16 protein-coding genes, 1 tRNA gene and 1 pseudogene are annotated in these 22846 nt (G+C 45.0%); 5 read left to right on the forward strand and 13 right to left on the reverse strand.

Annotated features, from left to right (window positions below):
- Positions 1-78: 78 nt before the first annotated feature.
- The 3 genes from FLM53_RS03365 to FLM53_RS03375 form a co-directional block, all read right to left on the reverse strand.
- A complete protein-coding gene (locus FLM53_RS03365; protein ID WP_176680228.1) occupies positions 79-5106 on the reverse strand; it encodes a FimV/HubP family polar landmark protein in 5028 nt (1675 codons plus the stop codon).
- Positions 5107-5314: 208 nt separating this feature from the next.
- Positions 5315-6328, reverse strand: a complete 1014-nt coding sequence (locus FLM53_RS03370) for an aspartate-semialdehyde dehydrogenase (protein ID WP_010436890.1) — start codon at positions 6326-6328, stop codon at positions 5315-5317.
- Between the two features lie 12 nt (positions 6329-6340).
- Positions 6341-7474, reverse strand: a complete 1134-nt coding sequence (locus tag FLM53_RS03375) for a 4-phosphoerythronate dehydrogenase (RefSeq protein ID WP_176680229.1) — start codon at positions 7472-7474, stop codon at positions 6341-6343.
- Between the two features lie 86 nt (positions 7475-7560).
- Here FLM53_RS03375 and FLM53_RS24125 point away from each other — a divergent pair.
- A pseudogene (locus FLM53_RS24125) lies at positions 7561-7852 on the forward strand (hypothetical protein).
- A gap of 79 nt (positions 7853-7931) precedes the next feature.
- Here the strand turns inward: FLM53_RS24125 and fabB are convergent.
- Complete coding sequence (gene fabB, locus FLM53_RS03380) at positions 7932-9143, reverse strand: beta-ketoacyl-ACP synthase I (protein ID WP_048660829.1); 1212 nt, start codon at positions 9141-9143, stop codon at positions 7932-7934.
- A 56-nt stretch (positions 9144-9199) separates the two neighbouring features.
- On the opposite strand from fabB, the gene mnmC reads away from it, so the two are divergent.
- Positions 9200-11350 (forward strand): bifunctional tRNA (5-methylaminomethyl-2-thiouridine)(34)-methyltransferase MnmD/FAD-dependent 5-carboxymethylaminomethyl-2-thiouridine(34) oxidoreductase MnmC, encoded by a 2151-nt coding sequence (mnmC, locus tag FLM53_RS03385; protein ID WP_176680230.1) that lies wholly within the window; start codon positions 9200-9202, stop codon positions 11348-11350.
- A 147-nt stretch (positions 11351-11497) separates the two neighbouring features.
- Here mnmC and FLM53_RS03390 read toward each other — a convergent pair whose 3' ends face one another.
- From FLM53_RS03390 to FLM53_RS03400, 3 genes are all read right to left on the reverse strand, one after another.
- The gene (locus FLM53_RS03390) at positions 11498-12019 is read right to left on the reverse strand and encodes an NADPH-dependent FMN reductase (RefSeq protein ID WP_176680231.1); all 522 of its coding nucleotides are present in this window, start codon (positions 12017-12019) and stop codon (positions 11498-11500) included.
- Between the two features lie 175 nt (positions 12020-12194).
- A complete protein-coding gene (locus FLM53_RS03395; protein WP_017632537.1) occupies positions 12195-12458 on the reverse strand; it encodes a YfcL family protein in 264 nt (87 codons plus the stop codon).
- 9 nt (positions 12459-12467) lie between these two features.
- A complete protein-coding gene (locus FLM53_RS03400; protein ID WP_176680232.1) occupies positions 12468-12998 on the reverse strand; it encodes an elongation factor P hydroxylase in 531 nt (176 codons plus the stop codon).
- A 299-nt stretch (positions 12999-13297) separates the two neighbouring features.
- Between FLM53_RS03400 and FLM53_RS03405 the strand changes: the two genes are divergently transcribed.
- Positions 13298-13921, forward strand: a complete 624-nt coding sequence (locus FLM53_RS03405; RefSeq protein ID WP_004734183.1) for a trimeric intracellular cation channel family protein — start codon at positions 13298-13300, stop codon at positions 13919-13921.
- A 159-nt stretch (positions 13922-14080) separates the two neighbouring features.
- Here FLM53_RS03405 and aroC read toward each other — a convergent pair whose 3' ends face one another.
- Positions 14081-15166 carry a chorismate synthase gene (gene aroC, locus FLM53_RS03410; protein WP_017062360.1) on the reverse strand — a complete coding sequence of 362 codons (1086 nt, stop codon included), beginning with the start codon at positions 15164-15166 and terminating at the stop codon, positions 14081-14083.
- A gap of 298 nt (positions 15167-15464) precedes the next feature.
- Between aroC and FLM53_RS03415 the strand changes: the two genes are divergently transcribed.
- The gene (locus FLM53_RS03415; protein WP_176680233.1) at positions 15465-15968 is read left to right on the forward strand and encodes a GNAT family N-acetyltransferase; all 504 of its coding nucleotides are present in this window, start codon (positions 15465-15467) and stop codon (positions 15966-15968) included.
- 104 nt (positions 15969-16072) lie between these two features.
- Here FLM53_RS03415 and FLM53_RS03420 read toward each other — a convergent pair.
- Positions 16073-16149: transfer RNA gene (locus FLM53_RS03420), tRNA-Arg, on the reverse strand.
- 211 nt (positions 16150-16360) lie between these two features.
- Between FLM53_RS03420 and folD the strand changes: the two genes are divergently transcribed.
- Positions 16361-17218, forward strand: coding sequence for a bifunctional methylenetetrahydrofolate dehydrogenase/methenyltetrahydrofolate cyclohydrolase FolD (folD, locus tag FLM53_RS03425; protein ID WP_017629535.1), 858 nt, complete (start codon positions 16361-16363; stop codon positions 17216-17218).
- 128 nt (positions 17219-17346) lie between these two features.
- Here folD and FLM53_RS03430 read toward each other — a convergent pair whose 3' ends face one another.
- The 4 genes from FLM53_RS03430 to FLM53_RS03445 form a co-directional block, all read right to left on the reverse strand.
- Entirely contained in the window at positions 17347-19161 is a 1815-nt protein-coding gene (locus tag FLM53_RS03430; RefSeq protein ID WP_176680234.1) for a sodium:proton antiporter, read from the reverse strand.
- A 185-nt stretch (positions 19162-19346) separates the two neighbouring features.
- The gene (locus FLM53_RS03435; RefSeq protein ID WP_017070302.1) at positions 19347-20546 is read right to left on the reverse strand and encodes a NupC/NupG family nucleoside CNT transporter; all 1200 of its coding nucleotides are present in this window, start codon (positions 20544-20546) and stop codon (positions 19347-19349) included.
- A gap of 205 nt (positions 20547-20751) precedes the next feature.
- Entirely contained in the window at positions 20752-21672 is a 921-nt protein-coding gene (locus FLM53_RS03440) for a LysR family transcriptional regulator (RefSeq protein ID WP_016789605.1), read from the reverse strand.
- 170 nt (positions 21673-21842) lie between these two features.
- The gene (locus tag FLM53_RS03445) at positions 21843-22841 is read right to left on the reverse strand and encodes a lytic transglycosylase domain-containing protein (RefSeq protein WP_176680235.1); all 999 of its coding nucleotides are present in this window, start codon (positions 22839-22841) and stop codon (positions 21843-21845) included.
- Positions 22842-22846 lie beyond the last annotated feature (5 nt).

The raw sequence follows: 22846 nt of genomic DNA on the forward strand, positions 1-22846 counted from the left end.
GAAGCCAAATAAAACGACGGCTCTTAACCTCACCTAAAACAAAGGGTAGCCAATGCTACCCTTTTCGTTTCGCTGAGCTTATCGACCGTTTAACGTGTCGATGAGATTCTTGGCCTCGCGGCGAATGTCATCGCTTCCGTCAACAATCGCCTCTTCTAGGAGCTTAATCGCTCCTTGAGGATCACTCATCTCGATGTAGATTTTAGCCAAATCAAGCTTACCTGCAGCCTCTGCATTGCTATCAACATCATAGTTGCCAATGTCGCCGATAACGTCTGGGAATTCATTTAGGCCAACATCCAGCTTCAATTCTTCGTCATCTGGATTAATGACCTCTTCGCCTTCTTGCTCGACTTGTGCCATCAGTTCATCAATCGTCATGTATTGCTTATCACGACCATTGCCTGATTCGGTTAAGTTGTCCTGCTGTCCCCAATTCTCTTCTTTGATTTTAGGTTCAGCTTGTTGCTCTGCCGATGCCCAAATCTCTTGTTGATCATCAGGCACATCATTGTGCATGCTCGATTGCTGCTCTGGCGCTAAATTAAAGCCCTTCCAATCTTCGCCGCCCACTTCAAGCATTGCATCAATATCTAGCCCTGCGCTATCAATCGATGTTGCATCAAGAGGTTTGTCGAACATGTTATCGACAGAGTCCTGAACGTCTTCCGACAGCAACTCAGCCAGTGCAGTCTCATCAAAATCATCAAAGCCTTCTAGTGGTTCATCTTGAACCGCCGTTGACGCTAGGTTTGACTCTGCTGGCGCTAGGTCTGATTCTGAAAGAGCATTCGATGATAGCTCTGGCTGTGTAAAGCCAGCCAGTTCAGACTCTTCCGCATCAGACAAATCATCAGCATGACTAAAGCTTTGTGGGTTTGAGAACAAATCATGCAGCGCATCTTGCTCTTCGCCTTGTGGACTGAAAGAGGTTAGCGGTGTTGGTTTCTCAGCAAACGCATCAGAGATGGCTTCATCTTCACCGTACTCTGGTAAATCAAGCTCATCGAACTCTACACCTTCATCTTCTGCTACTGGCTCAGCACTGCTTTGCTCAATATCATCCAAGACAGAATCGGCTTTAGCGCTCTCTTCATCATATTCTGGCAGATCAAGGTCATCGAATTCGAACTTCTCAGTGCCATCAGATAAGTCTTGCTCTAACTGTGCTTCATCCGGTTCACTCACCACTTCAGCTAGTGCATCTTCTTCACCGAACTCAGGCAGCTCAAAATCATCAAACGAGAACTCTTCTTCGCTTTCTGGTTTCGCAATTTCAGCCTGTGGTGCAGCATCTAGCTGAGGCTCAGCGGTTGGTTGTGATTCAACACTTGGTTGAGAATCAATAGCTGGCGTTACTGGTTCTGGTGTTACTTCAGTATCTGCTTCTGCTAGTGCGTCTTCTTCACCGAACTCTGGTAGCTCAAAGTCATCAAACGAGAACTCTTCGTCGTCTTGAACCTTTGCTTCAGCTTGAGGCTCAACAGCAGGCATTACTGGTTCTGGTGTTACTTCAGTATCAGCTTCTGCCAGTGCGTCTTCTTCACCAAACTCTGGCAGCTCAAAGTCATCAAACGAGAATTCTTCGTCATCTTGAACCTTAGCTTCAGCTTGAGACTCAACAGCAGGTACTACTGATTCTGATGTTGATTCGGCATCAGCTTCTGCCAGCGCATCTTCTTCACCAAACTCTGGCAATTCGAAGTCGTCAAACGAGAATTCATCTTCGCTTTCTTGTTCTGCTACTTCCGCTTGTGGTGTCGCTTCAACTTGCGGTTCAGCGTCTAATTTAGGTTCAACAACAGGTGCTACTGGCTCTGGTGTTACGTCATTTTCTGTTGATGCTCCTGGTGCAGACGTCTCATCTTCAATCAGCCAATCGTCGTCTTCTGGTACGCCGAATTCATTTGGAATGATTTCCGGCATATTTGCAGCTCGAACTGGCTCTGGCTCTGGCTCTGGCTCTGGCTCTGGCTCTGGCTCTGGCTCTGGCAAGGATTCAACGACATCTTCAAATTCATCGCTACCTTGAATTTTCGGCTCAAAGTCGAAATCAGAGTCGATGTTCGCTGGAGACTCAACATCGTCGATCGCTTCTGCTAACCAATCTTCAACCGTCTCTTCTTCATCTTCCGAGATATCACTCAGTGACGTTGGTGAAGTTTGGTTTTCAAAGCTAGGCGCGATTTCTTCGTGACTCTCTTGTGTATCTGTTGTTTTCGGCTCAAGCGTTTCTTGTTCTAACTCAGCGAAAGCGGATTCTTCAACATCAGAATGTTCAGATAACAACGAATCAATATCCAGTTCGTTATCTTCAACAGACGGTTCTGTTTCTTCCGGTAATGAATCTAAAACATCCGAACTTGATGTTTGTTCTGATTCCGCAGCCTTTTCGCTTGGAGCTTCAAGTGGCTCTTCAATCGCTTCCAATACATCACTATCATCAGACGTCATCAATTCATCAATCAACGCTTCGTCTGTGGTTTCTAATGAATCATCAAGCAGAGCATCTGTTGCTGGAGCTACACCAAATAGATCATCGATAAAGTCATCACGATTAAAGGCTTCATCGTTTTGTGGCTTAACATCATCGCTTTCTGGCTCTGAGCTGTCTTGCGCCAATTCTGAATCTAATGACTCATCGTTAATTTGCTCAGGTTGTGATGTTTCACTAACGTCCTCAGCTTGCTCTGGTTCGGCTTCAGAAGGCTCTAACGGTAATGGCGTAGTCTCAACGTCTGAGTTTTCAATAGTCTCATCGCTGACTTTGTCAAAATCAAAGGCCGCGTCTAACTCTTTATCAAACGTCTGCTCTTCTGATTCAAGCTCGTCTTCAATGCCGCTTGTTAGTAGATCATCAAACGGGTCTAAAGATTCCGTATCCTTCTCGCTCGCTTCATCGGTTGATGCATCATCAGCTAACAATTCGCTATCAAGGAAGTCATCAAGCAGATCAGTGCTATCTTCATCGAGTTCAAAGTCATCATCGTCAGAATCACCGATCAGCTCATCTAAAGTTTCCGTGCTATCTTCCGCAATATTTAGCTCATCGTCCGTCGATAGGCCAGAAAGCTCTTCAAGCTCAGACAAAGAATCAAAGCCAAGAGGTTCACTTTCAGAGTCATCATCCGAATCGTCCCCTAGCATCTCATCAAGAAGGTCTGTTGAGTTACTTAGGTCTACGTCATCGCCTGCCAGTTGCTCATCAAGCAGATCAACGCTGTCTTGAGTTTCTTCGTCTACAATTGGCTTATCAAACTGAGACAGGATATTTTCGATATCATCATCAGATGCCAAACCGCTGTTCAAGTCTTTGGTAACATCGTCGTCGCCATCAAGATTGAAAGGGTCGTTTTGATCATTTTGAGCGGCAACCTGAGCAAAGATGTCATCAATATCATCCTCTACACTTGGCGCTGCCGGTTGTGCTACTGGCTGTGGAGCCTGCTGTTCAGAGATTAGAGCATCGATATCGAATTCGTCATTGTCCAAATCCGTTGGCTTAGCATCACTCTGTTGCTCTGAGATAAGCGCATCAATGTCGAAATCATCGGAAGCTGAATTGGTGCTCGTCGAAGTTGAGTCACTTTGTTCTTCCGAAATCAAAGCATCGATATCAAAGCTATCATCGTCTTCGTCATCAAGGGCGAACAGATCGTCTAGCAGGGATTGGTCTAGCTCATTCGAACCTAAATCTTCCGTCTCAGCTTCTTGAGATAGCAGCGCTTCAATGTCGTCAGCAGACATTGAGTTATCATCAGAAAGATCAAAATCGACATCGTCAGAATCTAAAGCGCTTTCTGCCGTTTTATCGAGCGCGCGCTCCATCTCTTCAAGACCAAGCGCCTTTTCTTCACCGTTGACACTGATGCCGTTGCTGCTGTCTAAGTCCAGATCATCGAAGTTAGTGTCTAAGTCACCGTTTTCGCCAATGCTGGCAAACGGGTCATCATCTTCACCGTCGAGATTAAAATCGAGATCCGATTCGTCTAAACCTGCAAATACATCGTCTTCTTCAGCCAGAGCTTGATCATCAAACAGCTTATTGGCGTCATCTTCCGTACCGAACAATTCATCATCGAGAGACAGCTCGTTATCAAGGTCGTCTATCTCGTCGCCTAGAGTGATAGGCGCAACGCTGCTTGCTTCTGGTTGAATCGGTTGATCTTGCGTTGCTTGTTGTTGGTCATCGTTTTTAGAGCGGCGACCCAATAGCACAACAATGATTAAGCCAAGCAGAAGGCCAGGAATAATCGCCAGTGCAGCCACTAACCAACCGTTAGACAACAGTTGATCCATCGTACTTGGTGCCATTTTTTCAATTTCAGCGTTCTTTCTACGCTCTTCCGCCAGTAACTTTTCAACTTCACTGCGGATACGGTCTTCATCGCTGAGTTCTGTTTTCAGCACATCCACTTCTGACTGTACATTCGACAGCATTAAGCGGAGTTGATGGTTTTTCTCTTCAAGTGAAAGCAGTTCTGTTTCTGAAAGCTCTAGCTGTTTCTCAAGCTTATTCACCTCTTTCGCTGGAGATGATGGAACAAGAGAGGCTGGTTTATTAGCGACTTCAGCTGAGTTGGCTTGTTTTGCAGGCGTGGTATTTTTAGAACCAGTATCCGATTGATTTGAGGCTTGTGCTGCTTTTGGCTTCGAAGCTGCCGGTTTCGTCGCCGGATCATCAAGCTTCGCTAGGTGCGAATTCATGATATTGATGGCTTGCTGCGTCGAGCTTGCACGCGCTTGCTCTAAAGAAGGCACGCGTAGATTGCTAGCAGGCAACAGGCTATGGATATTCTGGTTTTCAAACGCTTGAGGATTTAAGCGATAAATTGCCAACAAGGTTTGTTGGACTGAAACGGAGTTATCCGGACGTAATCTTGAGGCGATAGACCACAGCGTCTCTGAACCACGAGTTGGACCATAGAAACGAGAAGGCTCAGCGCTATTTGACTGCGCTCTTGAGAGAGGTTCTGAAAACGTAGGCGCTGATTGTATCTGGCCATCAGGCCCTACAACTCGAATGGAATCTGCACGAACAACGGAAATCTGAGTCGCAATGATAACGGCAAAAGGCATTAACCACTGCTTGAAAATTTGAAACATAAAAGGCTCAGCTAGGTGCTTAAATTCGGATAAAGTGATGATCTATTAAATATATCGGATAAATGACGTAAAACTATAGAGATGAAAACAAAAAATGTGTTGCAGCGACAATATTCGCAGCAATTTCACACAATTTGACTAACAATATTTTCAATCGATTAAAAAAGCCCCACTAAAGAGTGAGGCTTGTTTATCAAAGCAGTAAAGCTTAGAAGTAATCGCGAATCAGAACTTCAGCGATTTGCACTGCGTTTGTCGCTGCGCCTTTACGAACGTTATCAGCAACCACCCACATGTTCACACCGCTGTGATGGCTGATGTCGTTACGAATACGACCAACCATAACGTGGTCTTTACCACCAGCATCGCGAACCTGAGTTGGGAAGTCTAACGCTTGGAAAACTTCAACGCCTTCTGTGTTCTCAAGAAGCTGAACCACTTGCTCTGCACCGATTGGAGCGCGAGTTTCAATGTGTAGAGATTCAGCGTGACCGTAGAATACAGGTACGCGAACACACGTTGGGTTCACTGTGATTGAAGAGTCAGCAAAGATTTTTTGAGTTTCCCAAACCATCTTCATCTCTTCACGCGTGTATCCGTTCTCAGTAAACTCATCGATTTGAGGAATACAGTTGAACGCGATCTGCTGAGAGAACGCTGAATTTTCAGCTGGCATGCCGTTAAGAAGCTTAGCCGTTTGACCTGCTAATTCATCGATACCCGGCTTACCTGCACCAGACACAGATTGGTAAGTTGAAACGTTAATACGCTCAAGACCCACTTCATCGTGAATTGGTTTTAGTGCTACAACCATTTGGATAGTAGAACAGTTAGGGTTCGCAATGATGTTGCGGTTACGGAACTCAGCAATCGCTTCAGGGTTCACTTCTGGCACAACCAGAGGAACATCGTATTCGTAGCGGAAGCGTGATGTGTTATCGATAACAACCACACCTTCATCCGCAGCGATTGGAGCCCAACGCTCTGAAAGTTCGCTACCTGCAGAGAAAAACGCAATATGTACTTGAGACCAATCGAAGTCTTCTACGTTTTGTACTTGTATTGTTTTGCCGTTAAAACGGGAAGTTTTGCCTTCACTACGTTCACTTGCTAGTAAGTGCAGTTCACCGACAGGGAATTTACGCTCTTTAAGTACTTCAAGAATGGTTTCACCAACCGCACCAGTCGCACCTAAAATAGCAATATTAAATTCTTGGCTCATTGTTTCTCTCTTTTATAAAGTTGGCTTTACCATAAAACCGAGTTTAGATAACGGCGTTAAATTACAAGATTCGTCGCCCGTTAACTCGACAGCACTGTACTCTCTGCGGTCCCAATATTCTTTACGCATCTTGTCAAAAGAACCCGGCGTAGAGATATTGCGACGGAATAAGGCGTCGTCTTTGCGCACATCATAGATCAACTGAGTCAAATTGTGCAGTGTTGCTTCGTCCCAAGCTCTATCTAATTTCATTTGAGGCACAGGTGCCGTCGGCAGAAGATCGCTTGCATAAGCACGTTGTTCCGTACCTAAAAACTCACAATAGCTGTTGAAGATCATCGTCGTACCGCGCGCTTTGCCCTCTAAGCCGTAGCCCGCTACGTGAGGTGTTGCGAAAGCAAGCAACGGAAGTAATTCCATGTCGACTTCAGGTTCAAACTCAAACACATCCAGAACCGCAGTAAAACCATCTGCTTTTTGTAAACGAGCTTTTAGCGCTTGGTTATCCACGACAGGGCCACGAGCGGCATTAATCAGGATTTGATCAGCGCGGAAGTTGTTCAGCACCTGCTCATTAATCAAGTGATGAGTTGGGAACTCACCGGTTTTAGTAATTGGCGTATGTAGCGTGATAACGTCTGATTGCTCAAGCAGTGTATCTAGTTCAGTAAACTCACGAGTGTCACCCTCTCGCTGTTTTAGAGGATCGTTAAGCAGAACTTTAATACCAATACCTTCTAGGCATTTCGCTAAGTAGCTACCTACTTGACCACAACCGATAATACCGACCGTTTTATCAAACACAGAGAAGCCTTGTTGCTGCGCAAGCACCATCATTGAACTGAACGCATACTCAGCCACACCTACCTTGTTACAGCCTGGTGCCGCAGTAAAGAAAATGCCACGCTCTTTCATCAACTCTTGGTCGACGTGATCCATACCAGCCGTCGCAGTACCAACAAACTTCAGTTTATTGGCTTTGCTGATCAGCGACTCGTTCACCTTGGTGACTGAGCGAATCATTAATGCGTCTACGTCAACTAGGTCGTCAGCAGTAAGTGTGCGACCAGACTTCATTGTCACTTCCCCTAGCTGGCTAAAAAGCGCTTCAGCATAAGGCATATTTTCGTCGATTAAGATTTTCATTTGGCGAGTACTTTTGTTGGGGTCTATCGACCTAAATGTGAATTGAAATGATTGTGCAAAATTCCACACACGGTGTCGAGTAGCAAATGGAATACATTATGAATAAAGGGCTGAATCGCAGAGTCTGCACAAACAACAGAGATAAGAGTCTTTACCCAGAAACCAAAAGGCTAAAACGAAAAATGCCCGATTGAATAAACAATCGGGCAAACATCCAGAACAAAAGGATCCTATCTCGCTCTCCAGGAGACAGAGTCTTGCGTCTGTTCAACCAGTACTAACTAAGTTACTACTGATCAAGCTCTGGAAACCTTTCAACTTTTAAACCGAGATTTAAAATCCATGTTTAAAAAGCTTTGTTCTGTGGTTCATGATTAATGAGTTACCTGTGCGTGTTGAATCTACACTCGCGTAACCCGTTAACAATTAACCTTTGTATATCTGACTCAAGCCTAAATTAAGCTTGGTACTTTTTGATTACTAGCGTTGCGTTTGTACCGCCGAAACCAAAGCTGTTAGACATAACTGTAGTTAGCTCTTGCTCGCGAGCTTCAGTTACGATGTCTAGGCCAGCTGCTGCTTCGTCTAGGTTAGAAACGTTAATGCTTGGAGCGATAAAGCCGTTGTCTAGCATTAGCGTTGAGTAAATCGCTTCGTGTACGCCAGCAGCACCTAGAGCGTGACCAGTCATCGCTTTCGTTGCAGAAATTGCTGGGCTGTTGCCACCAAATACTTCTTGGATAGCACCTAGCTCTTTAACGTCACCAACTGGAGTTGAAGTACCGTGAGTGTTCACGTAGTCAACGCCATCAACGTTTTGCATAGCCATCTTCATACAACGAACCGCGCCTTCACCTGAAGGAGCAACCATGTCGTAGCCATCTGAAGTTGCGCCGTAACCTACGATCTCACCGTAGATCTTCGCGCCACGAGCAACTGCGTGCTCAAGCTCTTCGATTACTAGCATGCCGCCGCCACCAGAGATAACGAAACCGTCACGGTCTGCATCGTAAGTACGAGAAGCCAGCTCAGGAGTGTCGTTGTACTTAGTAGAAAGTGCGCCCATTGCGTCGAACATCATAGTCAGAGACCAATCCAGTTCTTCACCGCCACCAGCGAATACTACGTCTTGCTTACCAAGTTGGATAAGCTCCATTGCGTGACCAATACAGTGTGCAGATGTCGCACATGCAGAACTCATAGAGTAGTTCACACCGCGGATTTTGAAAGGAGTTGCTAGACAAGCAGAAACCGTTGAAGCCATTGTACGTGGAACCATGTATGGACCAACACGCTTAACGCCTTTCTCACGGATGATGTCTACTGCGTTTACTTGGTTAAGTGAAGAAGCACCACCAGAACCCGCAACGATACCCGTGCGGTCATTAGATACTTGATCTTCTGTTAAACCAGAATCAGCAATGGCTTGCTCCATTGAAAGATATGCGAATGCCGCCGCATCACCCATAAAGCGCATTTTTTTGCGATCAATATGGTCAGCTGGGTTCATTTTTAGGTTACCCCAAACTTGAGAGCGCAAGCCATTTTCCTTGAACTGCTCTGAAGCGGTAATACCAGATTTACCCTCTTTCAGTGATGCTAAAACTTCTTCGACGTTGTTACCGATACTTGAAACAATACCCATACCGGTGATTACGACTCGTTTCATGTGACATTCCTATAATTCTAAATTCAGCTAGATGATAACTAAGAAGCCTAACAAAAGTGGTCAGCTTTCCTAGAAATTCGTACAATCCCTACCAACATATCGCTTCAAATCACAAAATGATAGATTTTATGACTTCAATTACTAATGCAGAACTGGAATGGAATGAGTCTGGCACGCCAGTTTCAGACCAATTTGACGACGTTTACTTCTCCAATGTTAACGGTTTGGAAGAAACTCGCTACGTCTTTTTAAAGCAAAACCACCTTCCAGAGCGTTGGGTTGAACATCAACAACGTCGTTTTGTCATTGCAGAAACCGGCTTTGGTACAGGTCTTAACTTTCTTGCTGTTTGGCAATGGTTCGATACTTTCCTTAAAGATAACCCTCAAGCTATTACCAAAGAGTTACATTTCATCAGTTTTGAAAAATATCCTTTAAATAAAGAGGATCTCATCAAAGCGCACCAATCGTGGCCAGAATTAGCCGAGTATGCGACGCAACTCCAAGAACACTACCCTATCGCACTGCCGGAATGTCACCGCATTGTGCTGGGTGATGGCGCTATCACGCTTGATTTATGGTTTGGTGATATCAAAGATTGTATGCCTAACGTCCCTACACCAAAACAAGGCTTAGTAGATGCTTGGTTCCTAGATGGCTTTGCACCGAGCAAAAACCCAGAGATGTGGAATCAAAACCTATTCAACGGCATGGCCAAACTGGCTAAACAAGATTGTAGCTGCGCAACCTTCACCGCCGCTGGTTTTGTTCGTCGTGGTTTGATTGAAGCTGGCTTTGAAATGAAAAAGGTTAAAGGCTTTGGCACTAAACGCGAAATGATTGCTGGCCGACTGGGCGAAAAGCATGCTCACACCAACATCAAACCTTGGTATGGCCTATCAGAGCACAGTGACTCACAAGACATCGCGATCATTGGCGGTGGTGTTGCTAGTGCTGCACTCGCTAAAACGCTAAGCCGCCGCGGTAAAAACATCACCCTTTATTGCGAGCACCCACAAGCAGCGGGCAATGCTTCAGGCAATAATCAAGGTGCTATTTACCCATTGTTAAGCGAAGCGACCTCGAACGTTTCTCGTGTGTTTGGACCAGGCTTACTGTTTGCTCGCCAGTTCATTAATCAAGCTGCAAAATCGATTCAGTTCGATCATAACTGGTGTGGTGTGAACATTTTGATGTGGGATGAAGGCTCGACTAAGAAACTCAACCGCATGTTGGAAGGTAATTTCCACACCGATTTGATTCAGCGTTTATCGCCAGAACAAGCGAATGAAAAGATTGGCCTACCGGTTGATAAAGAGAGTGTTTACTTCCCACTGGGTGGTTGGTTAAGTCCTCTACAACTGACACAAGGCTTGATCGGAAAGTTAGAAGAGACCAACCAAGTTAGTGCTCACTATCAACATCAAGTGACTCAGCTTGAATGGCTCGAAGTTGAACAACAATGGCAACTAACCCTTGAAACACCACAAGGTGAGATTCAAACTAAGCATGACCAAGTGGTCGTTGCGAACGGCCACAAGTTCACCCAATTTGAGCAGACTCAGCCTGTACCTCTAACGCCAGTTAAAGGCCAAGTAAGCCATATTCCGACCACGGAAGACTTAACCAAGTTAAAAACCGTGTTGTGCTTTGATGGTTACCTAACACCACAAAACCCAAATAACGGTCACCACTGTATTGGCGCGAACTACGACAAAACCAATATCGACCAAGAGTTTGATATTGAAGTTCAGCAGCATAATGGCGAACGCCTACACGGCTCACTGCCAGACCAAGAGTGGACAAAAGATGTCGATACCAGTGGCAACCTAGCACGCCAAGGTATCCGTAGCGTAAGCCGTGACCACTTACCTTTTGTCGGAAACGTGGGGGATTTCGAATCAATCAAAGAGCAGTATCAAGATCTGCATAACTTTAACCCACAACGTGACTCGGTTGATGATGTTCAAACAGTCTCAAGCTTCCCTAACCTGTACTGCTTTATCGGGCTAGGTTCGCGCGGTTTAAGCTCCGCACCGTTGTTAGCTGAAGTGTTAGCCTCACAAATCTGTGGCGACCCGCTTCCTTTGCCTGTTGATGTGCTTGAAGCCATTCACCCAAGCAGAATGTGGGTGCGCAGACTACGTAAAGGGAAAGCATTAACTGCTGGCTGGGTTGCAGATAAACACTCAAAAACAAACCAATAGACTCTAGTTCAACTATTCTGAACATCGAAAACATCTGAATATTGGAAATACCTGAAAGTTAAAACTAAAAAGCCCGAGCGACATTATGTCTCTCGGGCTTTTTGTTGATCGGGTTATTCTAAACCGATTTTTTAAATGGCTCGATACTTACAGTTTAGCAACCGCGTCTTTGATCTGCTGAGCAATCTCTTCGTTGCTGATAGAACCAGACTCAAAATCAAAGTTGTCGTAGAAGCTTGGTACTGAAACTGACGCTTTTACGTTGCCGCCAAAGTATGGTGCTGAACCCGTTGCTGCGCCAAGTACCGTTTGTGCACCGCCTGGGCCAGGTGAAGTCGCTAGGTAAACCGCTGGCTTCTCGCCAAACACTGAGCGCTCAATGCGTGTCGCCCAATCAAATAGGTTTTTGTACGCGGCTGGGTAGTGGCCGTTGTGCTCAGCAAAAGAGATAACAAACGCATCCGCTTCGGCTAGATCACGCAAGAATGCTTGCGCACCTTCCGCTTGGCCAATCTCTTTTTCAGTATCTTCACTGAACATAGGAACGTTGTAATCGTTGATGTTTAGAGCTTTAACTTCTGCACCTTCAATCAAGTTAGCTGCGTAAGTTGCTAGAGTTTTGTTGATAGAGGTAGAGCTTGTGCTTGCGCCAAATGCGATAACTTTCATGATGTGACCTTTTCTGTAATTCCGTTAAGTGGGATTAGAATAACGTAGTCAGAAAATGGAACCATCACAAGGATTGAACGGACTCATTCAAAAATTTCGAATGAGTCTCAAACTATTCACGACTCAGCAAAATGAAAAGGAAGGGACTGAGCGGATAATGATATATAACCAGCGATTAAGCTTGGTTTTGCAGTTCAACCCATAGGTCATTAACGATAGTGCGGTCTGCAGGCGTTAGTTCAGAGCGAGCATCATCTAGGCTCTTTTCGATGCGTGCTTTAACTTCTGCTACGTCTTCAATGCCTTCTTCTTCACATGAAGCCACTGACAGAGAAATATGACCACGTAAGTAACCACCAGCAAACAGTTCGTCGTCTGATGCGTTTTCAATGCGCGCATCAATTACTTCAAGTAGTTTTTCTTCAAATTCGATAATCATAATATTCTCTTATTTCACAATAAATTGGCTAGCACATAAAGGTTCTACATCGTAGAAGCTGCGTAATGCTTCAGAGAGCATTTTTACGCGAGGCGGAAAGCCCACTTCAAAGATACCCATAACTTCGCTATGTACTTTATTCATAAAGGCCAAACGATCTGGCTCAAAATCGCCGTGTAGATTGTCACAGCTGACATTAAAAGGAAAGCCTGCGCTCATCGCAATGATCCATTCATACGCTTGCGGGCGAATTTCTACTTTTTCAAACTCAGCTTGAACCGATTCCGTTCGACCATCAGGTTCATACCAATAGCCAAAATCTTCCAGTAAACGACGCTCAGGCCCAGCAACGCACCAGTGTGCGATCTCATGGAGTGCAGAGGCGTAAAAGCCACGTGCGAACACGATTCGATGATGTGAGATAGTGTCATCAGCAGGCAAATAGATCGGCTCATCAGCCCCTAGCTCTAGTTTGGTATTAAAGCTTTCAAAAAAGGTCTGATTGAAGATATCGATAATGTCTGAGTATTGGTGTGTCATAAAATCAAATTTAAGTAAAAAGAACTGGGGCATTTTGCGTTTTTTTAAGCGCCCGGTAAAGCCCTATCAAGCGTAATGACATCAGGTTCGCCATTATACTTTACGGTGACAATCGATTGCCATTCCCAGATTACACCACTTTAAGGTGAATGATTAGTTTAGCTAATCTGAAACGCCCATTCACGGTACAAATATTCATTCGTCAACAAGCATTTTTACTACTACACTCGCGCTTCATTTTTATATCCCTAGGGCCTATAAGACTCGAATTTATAGACCTAAATTATAGAGCTACAGCAATGCTACTAAGTGTTTTGTATATCATTGGCATCACGGCAGAAGCCATGACCGGCGCTCTCAGTGCTGGCAAACAAAAAATGGATTGGTTTGGTGTAATGTTGGTTGCGAGTGCAACGGCAATTGGCGGCGGTACGGTGCGAGATATCTTACTTGGCCATTACCCTTTAGGTTGGGTTGAAAACCCGCAATATCTGGCCATCACCTGTATAGCAGGTGTTATTACAACCGGACTGGCTAAATGGGTTATCAAGCTAAAAGGTTTGTTTATTCGCTTGGATGCCTTAGGCCTAATCGTATTCAGTATCATTGGTACCAAAGTAGCGATGACTATGGGTCTGCACCCGATGATTTGCATGGTATCGGCATTAGTGACAGGTGTCTTTGGTGGCTTGCTGCGCGACCTTATCTGTCGTCAAACACCATTGGTGTTACATGAAGAGCTGTATGCGTCTGTCGCTCTTGTCGCTTCAGGTTTATACCTAGGTTTGCTTGAGCTTGGCATCAACGACGTAACAGCGACCATTGTGACGCTTGTAGTTGGTTACTTGTTGCGCATGGCGGCGGTAAGATTCAAATGGCGTTTGCCTTCGTTTCAGCTTGATCCTGAAAGCTCAGTGCATTAATGAATTAAGAGTCAGTATTGAGAGCGATCGTTAATACTGATGCTCTCTGACTAGACGAACAATCCTACTAATGTGAAAAAGGGTTGCTTCATTACGAAGCAACCCTTTTTGTTTTTATCAAATCAGTTTCAATTCTATTCTAAATAAAAAGAAGCAGAATTAGATTTGTGGCGTTTCAGTTGTCACACCAAAGTTCTGACCGCGATGACGTAGCAAGTGGTCAAGCAGCACGATAGCCAGCATTGCTTCTGCAATAGGCACCGCACGAATACCAACACATGGGTCGTGACGACCTTTCGTGATTAACTGCGTTGCTTCACCATCTTTCGTGATTGTGTCACCAGGAACCGTAATGCTTGATGTCGGCTTAAGCGCGATGCTTGCCACAATATCTTGGCCAGTAGAGATACCACCTAAGATACCGCCAGCATGGTTGCTACTAAAACCTTCTGGAGTTAATGGATCACGGTGTTCACTACCGCGTTGATTAACCACATCGAAGCCATCACCAATCTCAACACCTTTCACAGCGTTAATGCTCATTAGAGCGTGCGCGATGTCAGCATCTAGACGATCAAAGATTGGCTCACCAAGGCCTACAGGCACTTTAGTCGCAACCACTTGAATCTTCGCACCGATCGAGTTGCCTTCTTTTAGCAAGTCACGAATCAGTTGATCAAATTCTGGTACTTTGTCGGCATCAGGACAGAAGAAAGCGTTGTTTTCAATCTCGTTCCAATCCACTTTATCAATTGAAATATCACCCATTTGAGAAAGGTAAGCTTGGATTTCAACACCAAATTCTTGTTTTAGGTATTTCTTCGCAATTGCACCTGCAGCAACACGCATTGCAGTTTCACGAGCTGAAGAACGACCACCACCTCGGTAATCACGCACACCGTACTTTTGATGGTACGTATAGTCAGCGTGGCCTGGGCGGAACTTGTCTTTAATTTCGGAATAGTCTTTAGAGCGTTGGTCTGTATTTTCAATCAATAGACCAATAGAAGTACCCGTAGTTTGGCCTTCAAATACACCTGATAAAATCTTAACTTCATCCGCTTCACGGCGAGCCGTTGTATAGCGAGAAGTACCGGGGCGACGACGATCCAAATCTCTTTGAAGGTCTGCTTCGGTAATTTCTAATCCTGGTGGGCACCCATCTACGATACATCCTAGTGCGATACCGTGACTTTCTCCGAACGTGGTCACGCGGAAATGTTGTCCGATACTGTTTCCTGCCATTACTTCCTCTAAATCAGCTATTGAGCAGAAGGTTTGATTCCTAAACCCACTGGTGAACAGCTTTACTTGTCTATTCTTCGTGAATTCATAGTGGCTTTATTACCAAATGATGTAAACCCCAAAAAAGGAACAATTTTAACTTTCTATTACATAGGTCGAACGAAATGAATAACGGGTGGAAACGAGCGTCGCTTTAAAGTGGGCGTTTTCACCAGTAACATTGACCAATTAACAAAGGTTAATGAACTCGATTTAAATACTCTCTATGTTGTAGCCCACAATAATAAGGAGAAGAATAATGATTGAGTGGAGAGTTAAAAAATTTGCGGATCTGTCTGTTCAAGAGCTCTATGATTTCTTGCAACAAAGAGTCGATATTTTTATCGTGGATATGAACACGCCATACAGTGATTTGGATGGTAAAGATAACCATCCCGAGACTTATCACGTCATGGGCTATGAGAACGGACGTCTCGTCGCTTACAGCCGTATTATGGCTCAGAAGCTTGGATACCCAGTAGATGTGCTTCCTCTACTCGATTCAGATGCTGATGATGTGTGTATCGGCCGAGTAATCGTGGCAAAAGAGTATCGTGGTAAACAGGTTGGTAACCAACTTATGCAAGTGAGCTTCGATGCGACTCGCAAGATTTATCCTGACTGCTCTATTTTTATTTCGGCACAAGCACACCTTAAAGACTACTATGGTAAATTCGGTTTCAATGTGGTGACAGACAGTTACTTAGAAGATGGATGTACGATGCTAGGACTTCGATATATTCCGGAGATCGTGGTGGTTTAGCAGAAGTCGACAAGTACGTAGAAGAACAAGTAGAAAGAAGTTTAAGTCGCTCTGAAATGCAAAAAACCCGACAACTCGGAGAGTTATCGGGTTTCTTTAAATAATGGCACGCCCTGAAGGATTCGAACCTTCGACCACATCCTTAGAAGGGACGTGCTCTATCCAGCTGAGCTAAGGGCGCGCTACAGGAACGAATTATACGAATTCGAATCAGTAAAGCAACGGCTTTATGTAACATTCTGATCTAAGTGAGTAAAAAAAGGGCAACAAACATATAAGTGTTGGAAAATAGACCAAAGCAAACGTTTGCTTGATGGTAATCAAAAAGATTTTCTGGAATAATGCGCCAAAAACATCAGCCACTAACTTGAATATCAATACTAAGGAAATTCATGACTGCTCAAAATATTGATGGAAAGCTAATTTCTCAAACGGTTCGCTCTGAAGTTGCTGCACGTGTAAAAGCTCGTACTGAAGCTGGATTACGCGCTCCGGGCCTAGCGGTTGTTTTAGTGGGTGAAGACCCTGCTTCTCAGGTTTACGTTGGAAGTAAGCGTAAAGCGTGTGAAGAAGTTGGCTTCGTATCTAAATCTTACGATTTGCCAGCCACTGCGACAGAAGATGAACTGTTAACATTAGTAGACCAACTTAACCAAGATCCAGAGATCGACGGTATTCTGGTTCAACTGCCTCTACCTGCTGGCATTGATAGCACTCACGTTCTTGAGCGCATCACGCCAGAGAAAGACGTTGATGGTTTCCACCCATACAATGTTGGCCGTTTGGCTCAACGTATGCCTAAGCTACGCTCTTGTACGCCAAAAGGTATCATCACGCTGCTTGACCGTTACAACATCGATTTACGTGGCAAACACGCGGTTGTTGTTGGCGCATCAAACATTGTAGGCCGTCCAATGACTCTAGAGCTACTTCTAGCGGGTTGTACAACGACGACATGTCACCGTTTCACCAAAGACCTTGAAGGCCATGTACGTCAAGCAGACGTTGTTGTGGTTGCCGTTGGTAAGCCTAACTTCATTCCGGGAGCTTGGATTAAGAAAGGTGCTGTTGTGGTCGATGTTGGTATCAACCGTTTAGAGTCTGGCAAGCTAGTGGGCGACGTTGAGTACGACGTTGCTAAAGAAAGTGCAAGCTTCATCACGCCAGTACCGGGCGGTGTTGGTCCAATGACGGTGGCGAGCCTAATTGAGAACACTATGATCGCTTGTGAGCAATTTCACTCTAAGTAATCTGCGAACGACAAATCTGCGAATGACAGTATAAATAGAAAGCCGCAACGTGAAGAACGTTGCGGCTTTTTTGATATCAAGCGATTCGTTTTAGATACACAGCTAATCGCTTTTGATAAAGGGATTCGCTATTTGTCTGGAGTCTCAATTTTTTCTGTCTGGTCTGACGGTGGCAACAAACTAATGATCTCGCATTCCGTTGATATCAGTTTTTCCAGTTCAGAACCTTGGGTGATTAATCTAAAGTCACCGTTAGTAATCACACCAAGTAGGATCGCTTTAGGGTACAACGCATTAAACTCACTCAGATCAAATGCCTCAGTTAACCCTGTGCTCTTAATTTGACTGCCTTGAGCCATTAACGAATTAAGCTTGGAATAAGTAATCCCTTCCGAGAACAAACTTCTATTGCCATCGCGGCTCACTTGATGTCTTTCATGCTTAGTCTCTGACGATTCAAGCTCAAACACCTTATTGACACCAAACTCATCTTGATAGTGCATGCTGACTAGCGGGTTGGTTTGACGATAAGGCGAGACGATCATCGCGCGCCCTATCCCATCCAATTCCAAATTGTTTTCCGCGTGGCTTGAAGCGGGGTTACCAAAGTAGACATTCAAATTATCCATCCTCGCCAAACGAATACTCTCCCAGTTAGTATCGGCAAGCACACTATTGATGTTGTGAGTCGCTAGCACCTTGGCAAACTGTCTTGCAAAGTGAGTGGCGCCAAAGAAGATAACCCCTTGTGCTTTCTCTTGAGTCACACCTAACCTTCTCGCCCACCAGCTTGCGGTTAAACTCTGAATAACAACCGTGCCGATAATGACTAAGAACACCATGGGCACGAGCAGATCTGCGCCTTCAATCAATTGCTTCTCTTGCAGTTTGATAGCAAACAAAGAAGAAACCGCAGCCGCAACGATCCCGCGAGGAGCCATCCAACTCAAAAACCATTTATCCGCCGAAGTAAGATCCGTACCGATCCCGCTGATCCACACACTTAACGGGCGAGCCACCAGCATAACCACAGCTAATAAACCGATACCGCCCCAACCTATAGAAAGGAAGGTCCCCGAGTCGAGTCGACTGGCTAACAGAATAAACAACGCAGAAATGAGTAACACGGTCAGGGTTTCTTTGAATTCGATAATGTCTTCGATATCCAAGCCCTTCACATTGGCAAGCCAGATCCCCATGATGGTCACGGTTAGCAAGCCCGACTCTTCACTCAAGTCATTAGAAAAAGAGAACGCCGCCAACATTAGCGTCAGCACCGCCACATTACGTAAATAGTGAGGTACCCAATGCCCTTGCAGCATCTTGGCAATCAAATGGCCACCGATGATCCCTAAGCCTAAGCCAATGGCTAAGGTTAGTCCCAGTGCTGAAAGTACATGCCCTGTAGGGTCTGCCGAAGAAACTATGTATTCATAAACTAGAACAGCAAACAGAGCGCCAATCGGATCAATCACTATCCCCTCCCATCGCAAGATACTGCCTAGAGAAGACTTAGGCTGAATACTGCGAAGCATTGGGACAATCACTGTCGGGCCTGTCACCACCACCAAGGCACCGAATAGAGCCGCCAATGGCCAACTGAAGTTAACGAAGTAGTAAGCACCAACAACAATGCACGCCCATGTAATCAACATGCCGAAACTCACGAGGTGAGTCACCATGCGACCGTGTCCTCTAATTTCCTTAAAGTTCAAGGTCAATGCGCCTTCAAACAGGATGATGGCTACACCTAGTGAAATCAGCGGAAATAGAACATCACCGAAAATAACATCGGGATTAAGGATATTTAGACCGGGGCCTAACAACAGGCCAACGATGAGAAGAGGGAGAATCGCGGGAAGACGCAAACGCCAGCCGAGCAGCTGACAAGCTAAGGACAAGAGTCCAATTAACGCTAGAGAAGAAGTAATCGACAAATCCATTTGTGCCCCTAAAAAATTCGTACCACACCCTGTGATACAAACCTATTTGCTGAAACAAGAAAGCCTATGTCATTAAACTATAGGCTCTCTTTTTCGTGCTAACCGAATATTATTGTGATTAATCAGTCACTTTACTATAGGGGAAATAAAGTGACTGACTCATCCACTCGGTACTTATCATCTAACTACAGAGAAAGTACCACACCAGCAATCGCTGCACTCATTAGGTTAGCAAACACACCTGCACAAATTGCTTTAAAGCCGTATTGTGAGATGAAAGAACGACGCTCTGGTACCAAGCTGCCCAAGCCACCAATTAGAATCGCCATGGTAGAGATGTTAGCAAAACCACATAGAGCAAAAGTCACGATCGCTTGTGAGTGTTCACTTAGCGCTTCTTTAGCGTCCATTAGCTGGATGAAAGCCACAAACTCGTTCACGACAATCTTGTTACCGATCAGTGAACCTGCAACCACAGCCTCAGACCATGGTACACCGATCAGCCATGCAACGGGTGCGAACACATAACCTAGGATAAGTTCAAAGCTTAGGTTTACGCCAAACCAGCCACCAACAATACCTAATAAGCCATTCAGCATTGCAATCACACTGATAAAGGCTAGAAGTGTCGCACCCACCGCAACGGCAATACGAAGTCCAGACATAGCCCCATCTGCCATTGCCTCAACTACGTTTGTTGCTCGTGGAATCTCAACATCAGACTCAATATTTTCTTGAGCATCATCTGCACTACCTGGTACTAAGATCTTAGCCATCAATAGACCAGCAGGTGCAGACATGAATGCCGCAGCGATCAGGTAGTTTAGGTCAACACCTAGCGATGCATAACCCACTAGCGTACCACCAGCGACAGAAGCCAAACCACACACCATCACAGCGAACAGTTGTGAATCTGTCATGTGCTTCAAGTAAGGTTTAACCACTAGCGGCGCTTCAATCATGCCAACAAAGATGTTTGCCGTAGCAGACAGTGACTCGGCACGACCTGTGCCCAAGAACTTCTGCAGCGCACCACCGATAAGGTTGATTACCTTTGGCATAAAGCCGATGTGGTACAAACCCGAGATCAGCGCAGAGAAAAAGATAATGATGCCTAGAACGTTAATCGCGAAAACGAAACCGTTATTCGTTAGGCCACCAAATAGGAAGTTAATCCCCTCTTGACCGTAGTTGATCAAGCTAGATACCGCACCTGTGGCTGCATTCAACGCTTCTTTACCCATTGGTACATACAGAACCAATAGCGCGAATGAGATTTGTAATAAGAAAGCCAAAGAGACTGTTCTTAGTGGAATATTTTTTCTGTCCGTAGATAGTAACCAAGCGGCAACTAAAATAGTGATAATTCCAAGTAGCGAAGCCATGTGCGTCAACCTAAAAGTTGTAGATAGGAAAGGCGACGCATTCTATAGAGGAAATCGTTTGCGGCAAGTGGCGGTTGTTAACGTGATGTTGGGGTAATCATCTTTAAGTAATGATATAAATTAAGTTCTTGAATTTTAATAATTAAGTTTGATTAAAAACCATACTTTTTCCATATGGAAATTATATTTATAGATTTGGAAACAGTTAGCGGTGCAGTTCAACGCAAGTTTTCAGGTTTTCATCCCAGTACGTCGGCGATCCGATATGATCTTTGATGAACTCAATCACCGCAGAAAGCTTCTTCGGCATGTTCTTTCGACTCGGATACACAGCATAGAACGGCATCAGTTGACTCGCTCTCCATTCCGGCAATACTTGGATTAATTTGCCCGTTCTAAACTCTTCTTTGACTAAGTAAGTTGCCAGATAAGCAACTCCCCACCCTGACACGGCTGCGTCTCGCACTGCCTCAGCTAAATCCACCGAGTAATCACCCGCTACTTTAACGCTAAGGTTCTCTTGCCCGTTATCAAACGCCCAAGATGTGTAATCTCGCTCTCGGCTACGATAGATAAGGCAGTTATGGTCTATCAGATCAGAAGGCACATGTGGCGTCCCGGCCTTAATCAGATAATCCGGTGATGCAGCCACCACAAACTGACTGTCCGCTAATCGCTGCGCAATATAACCTTCTGGCAGATCTTCGTTGTTGGTGATCCATAGGTCCAGTCGCTCTTCAATCATATCCACCTTGTAGTCAAACAAGTGAACCTCGATTCTCAGCTGAGGATAAAGCTGTCTGAGCTGATCAATCGCAGGAATGATGTGCAAGGTACCAAATGACTGTGACAACCCAACGCGCAGTATTCCAGAGATGTCATCACGCTGGCTGTCCATATCCATTTGAGCCGCTTTTACCGTGTTAAACAGCTGCTCACAGTGCTGATAGAACACCTCTCCTGCTTCAGTCAACGTTAAACTACGTGTGGTTCGTTGTACCAACTTGATGCCGATTGAGTCTTCAAGCAAAGCAACCTGCTTACTGATGTGAGACACCGACACGTTCAAGCTTTTTGCAGCACTGGTAAAACCTTCATGCTTGATCAACGCATGGAATATCACCATCTGTGCAGCTCTATCTGTTAGCACAAGGCCACCTTCTTAATTCTCTGAAATATAAAATCAAAAAGGACTCCGAAGAGTCCTTTAGTTCGTTCTGCCTATGGTAGGCCAAATGCTAGCTAAGCGACCTAGAACTATTAATCAAATTAAGTCTGCCAATCAAATTAGGCCGATTAATCAAACTTGATTCTGTCTGCTAGGTGGCTAACTGCCAAAGCAAAGTAGTAAGAACGATTCCACTTCATTAACACATTGTAGTTGTTGTAAATGAGGTACGAACGACCCGCTTCGTCATCCGGCATAATCAACCAAGCTTTAATGTCTTCATCAAGCGTTGGCAGTGGGCGATCGTCGTAGCGCTTAATACCAAGTTCAGACCACTCTTTTAAGTACTTCGCTTTGTCTTCAGTTCGGCCTTGCAAATCAATAGACACGGTTGACGGTACATGAACCTGACGGCCCCAAGTGTACTTATCATCCCAACCTGATTGGCTAAGGTAATTGGCTGCCGAAGCAAACACATCTTCTTCAGTGCCCCAAATGTCTTTCTTACCGTCGCCATTACCATCAGCGGCAAACGCTAAGAATGAGCTTGGCATAAACTGAGGTTGCCCCATCGCACCAGCCCAAGAGCCTTTCATTTCTTTTGGTGCAATATGGCCTTGATCAAGAATCTTCAACGCCGCCATTGCTTCGCTACGGAAAAACGCTTCTCTGCGCCCTTCGTAGGCCATGGTCGTTAGCGCATCGATAACACTGTAGTTACCGGTGAACTTACCAAAATTACTCTCAACGCCCCATAGCGCGACGATGAATCTTGGTTGAACACCATATTCATCACCAATACGCTTTAGCGCTGTGTAATGCTTCTTATAAAGAGAACGAGCTTGCTTCACTTTCCAATCTGGTACCGCTCGTGGAATGTATTCATCCAGAGTCAGCTTCTTCTCAGGTTGGTTTTTGTCGGCTTTCACCGCTCTTGGCTTAAACGTTACACCATCAAAGGCTTCATCAATGATCGCTTCAGAAACGCCTTCTTCACGGCCTTGTTGCTTTAGTTTTTCTACATATTGTTCGAAGCTCAATTCTTCAGCATGTACTGAGCTAATGGTCAGGCTATTACCCAATAGTAATGCTGACACTGCCAATATGGTTTTCGAAAATTTACTCAACGATC

Source organism: Vibrio sp. Scap24, assembly GCF_013394185.1.
Lineage (GTDB): Bacteria > Pseudomonadota > Gammaproteobacteria > Enterobacterales > Vibrionaceae > Vibrio > Vibrio pomeroyi.

Bases quoted from the DNA above. Each gene is read 5' to 3' on its own strand.
- folD (WP_017629535.1), top strand. From the start codon at position 16,361: ATGACTGCTCAAAATATTGATGGAAAGCTAATTTCTCAAACGGTTCGC.
- FLM53_RS03370 (WP_010436890.1), bottom strand. From the start codon at position 6,328: ATGAGCCAAGAATTTAATATTGCTATTTTAGGTGCGACTGGTGCGGTT.
- fabB (WP_048660829.1), bottom strand. From the start codon at position 9,143: ATGAAACGAGTCGTAATCACCGGTATGGGTATTGTTTCAAGTATCGGT.
- aroC (WP_017062360.1), bottom strand. From the start codon at position 15,166: ATGGCAGGAAACAGTATCGGACAACATTTCCGCGTGACCACGTTCGGA.
- FLM53_RS03415 (WP_176680233.1), top strand. From the start codon at position 15,465: ATGATTGAGTGGAGAGTTAAAAAATTTGCGGATCTGTCTGTTCAAGAG.
- FLM53_RS03405 (WP_004734183.1), top strand. From the start codon at position 13,298: ATGCTACTAAGTGTTTTGTATATCATTGGCATCACGGCAGAAGCCATG.
- FLM53_RS03430 (WP_176680234.1), bottom strand. From the start codon at position 19,161: ATGGATTTGTCGATTACTTCTTCTCTAGCGTTAATTGGACTCTTGTCC.
- FLM53_RS03435 (WP_017070302.1), bottom strand. From the start codon at position 20,546: ATGGCTTCGCTACTTGGAATTATCACTATTTTAGTTGCCGCTTGGTTA.
- FLM53_RS03375 (WP_176680229.1), bottom strand. From the start codon at position 7,474: ATGAAAATCTTAATCGACGAAAATATGCCTTATGCTGAAGCGCTTTTT.
- FLM53_RS03395 (WP_017632537.1), bottom strand. From the start codon at position 12,458: ATGATTATCGAATTTGAAGAAAAACTACTTGAAGTAATTGATGCGCGC.
- FLM53_RS03440 (WP_016789605.1), bottom strand. From the start codon at position 21,672: ATGGTGATATTCCATGCGTTGATCAAGCATGAAGGTTTTACCAGTGCT.
- FLM53_RS03365 (WP_176680228.1), bottom strand. From the start codon at position 5,106: ATGTTTCAAATTTTCAAGCAGTGGTTAATGCCTTTTGCCGTTATCATT.
- FLM53_RS03400 (WP_176680232.1), bottom strand. From the start codon at position 12,998: ATGACACACCAATACTCAGACATTATCGATATCTTCAATCAGACCTTT.
- FLM53_RS03390 (WP_176680231.1), bottom strand. From the start codon at position 12,019: ATGAAAGTTATCGCATTTGGCGCAAGCACAAGCTCTACCTCTATCAAC.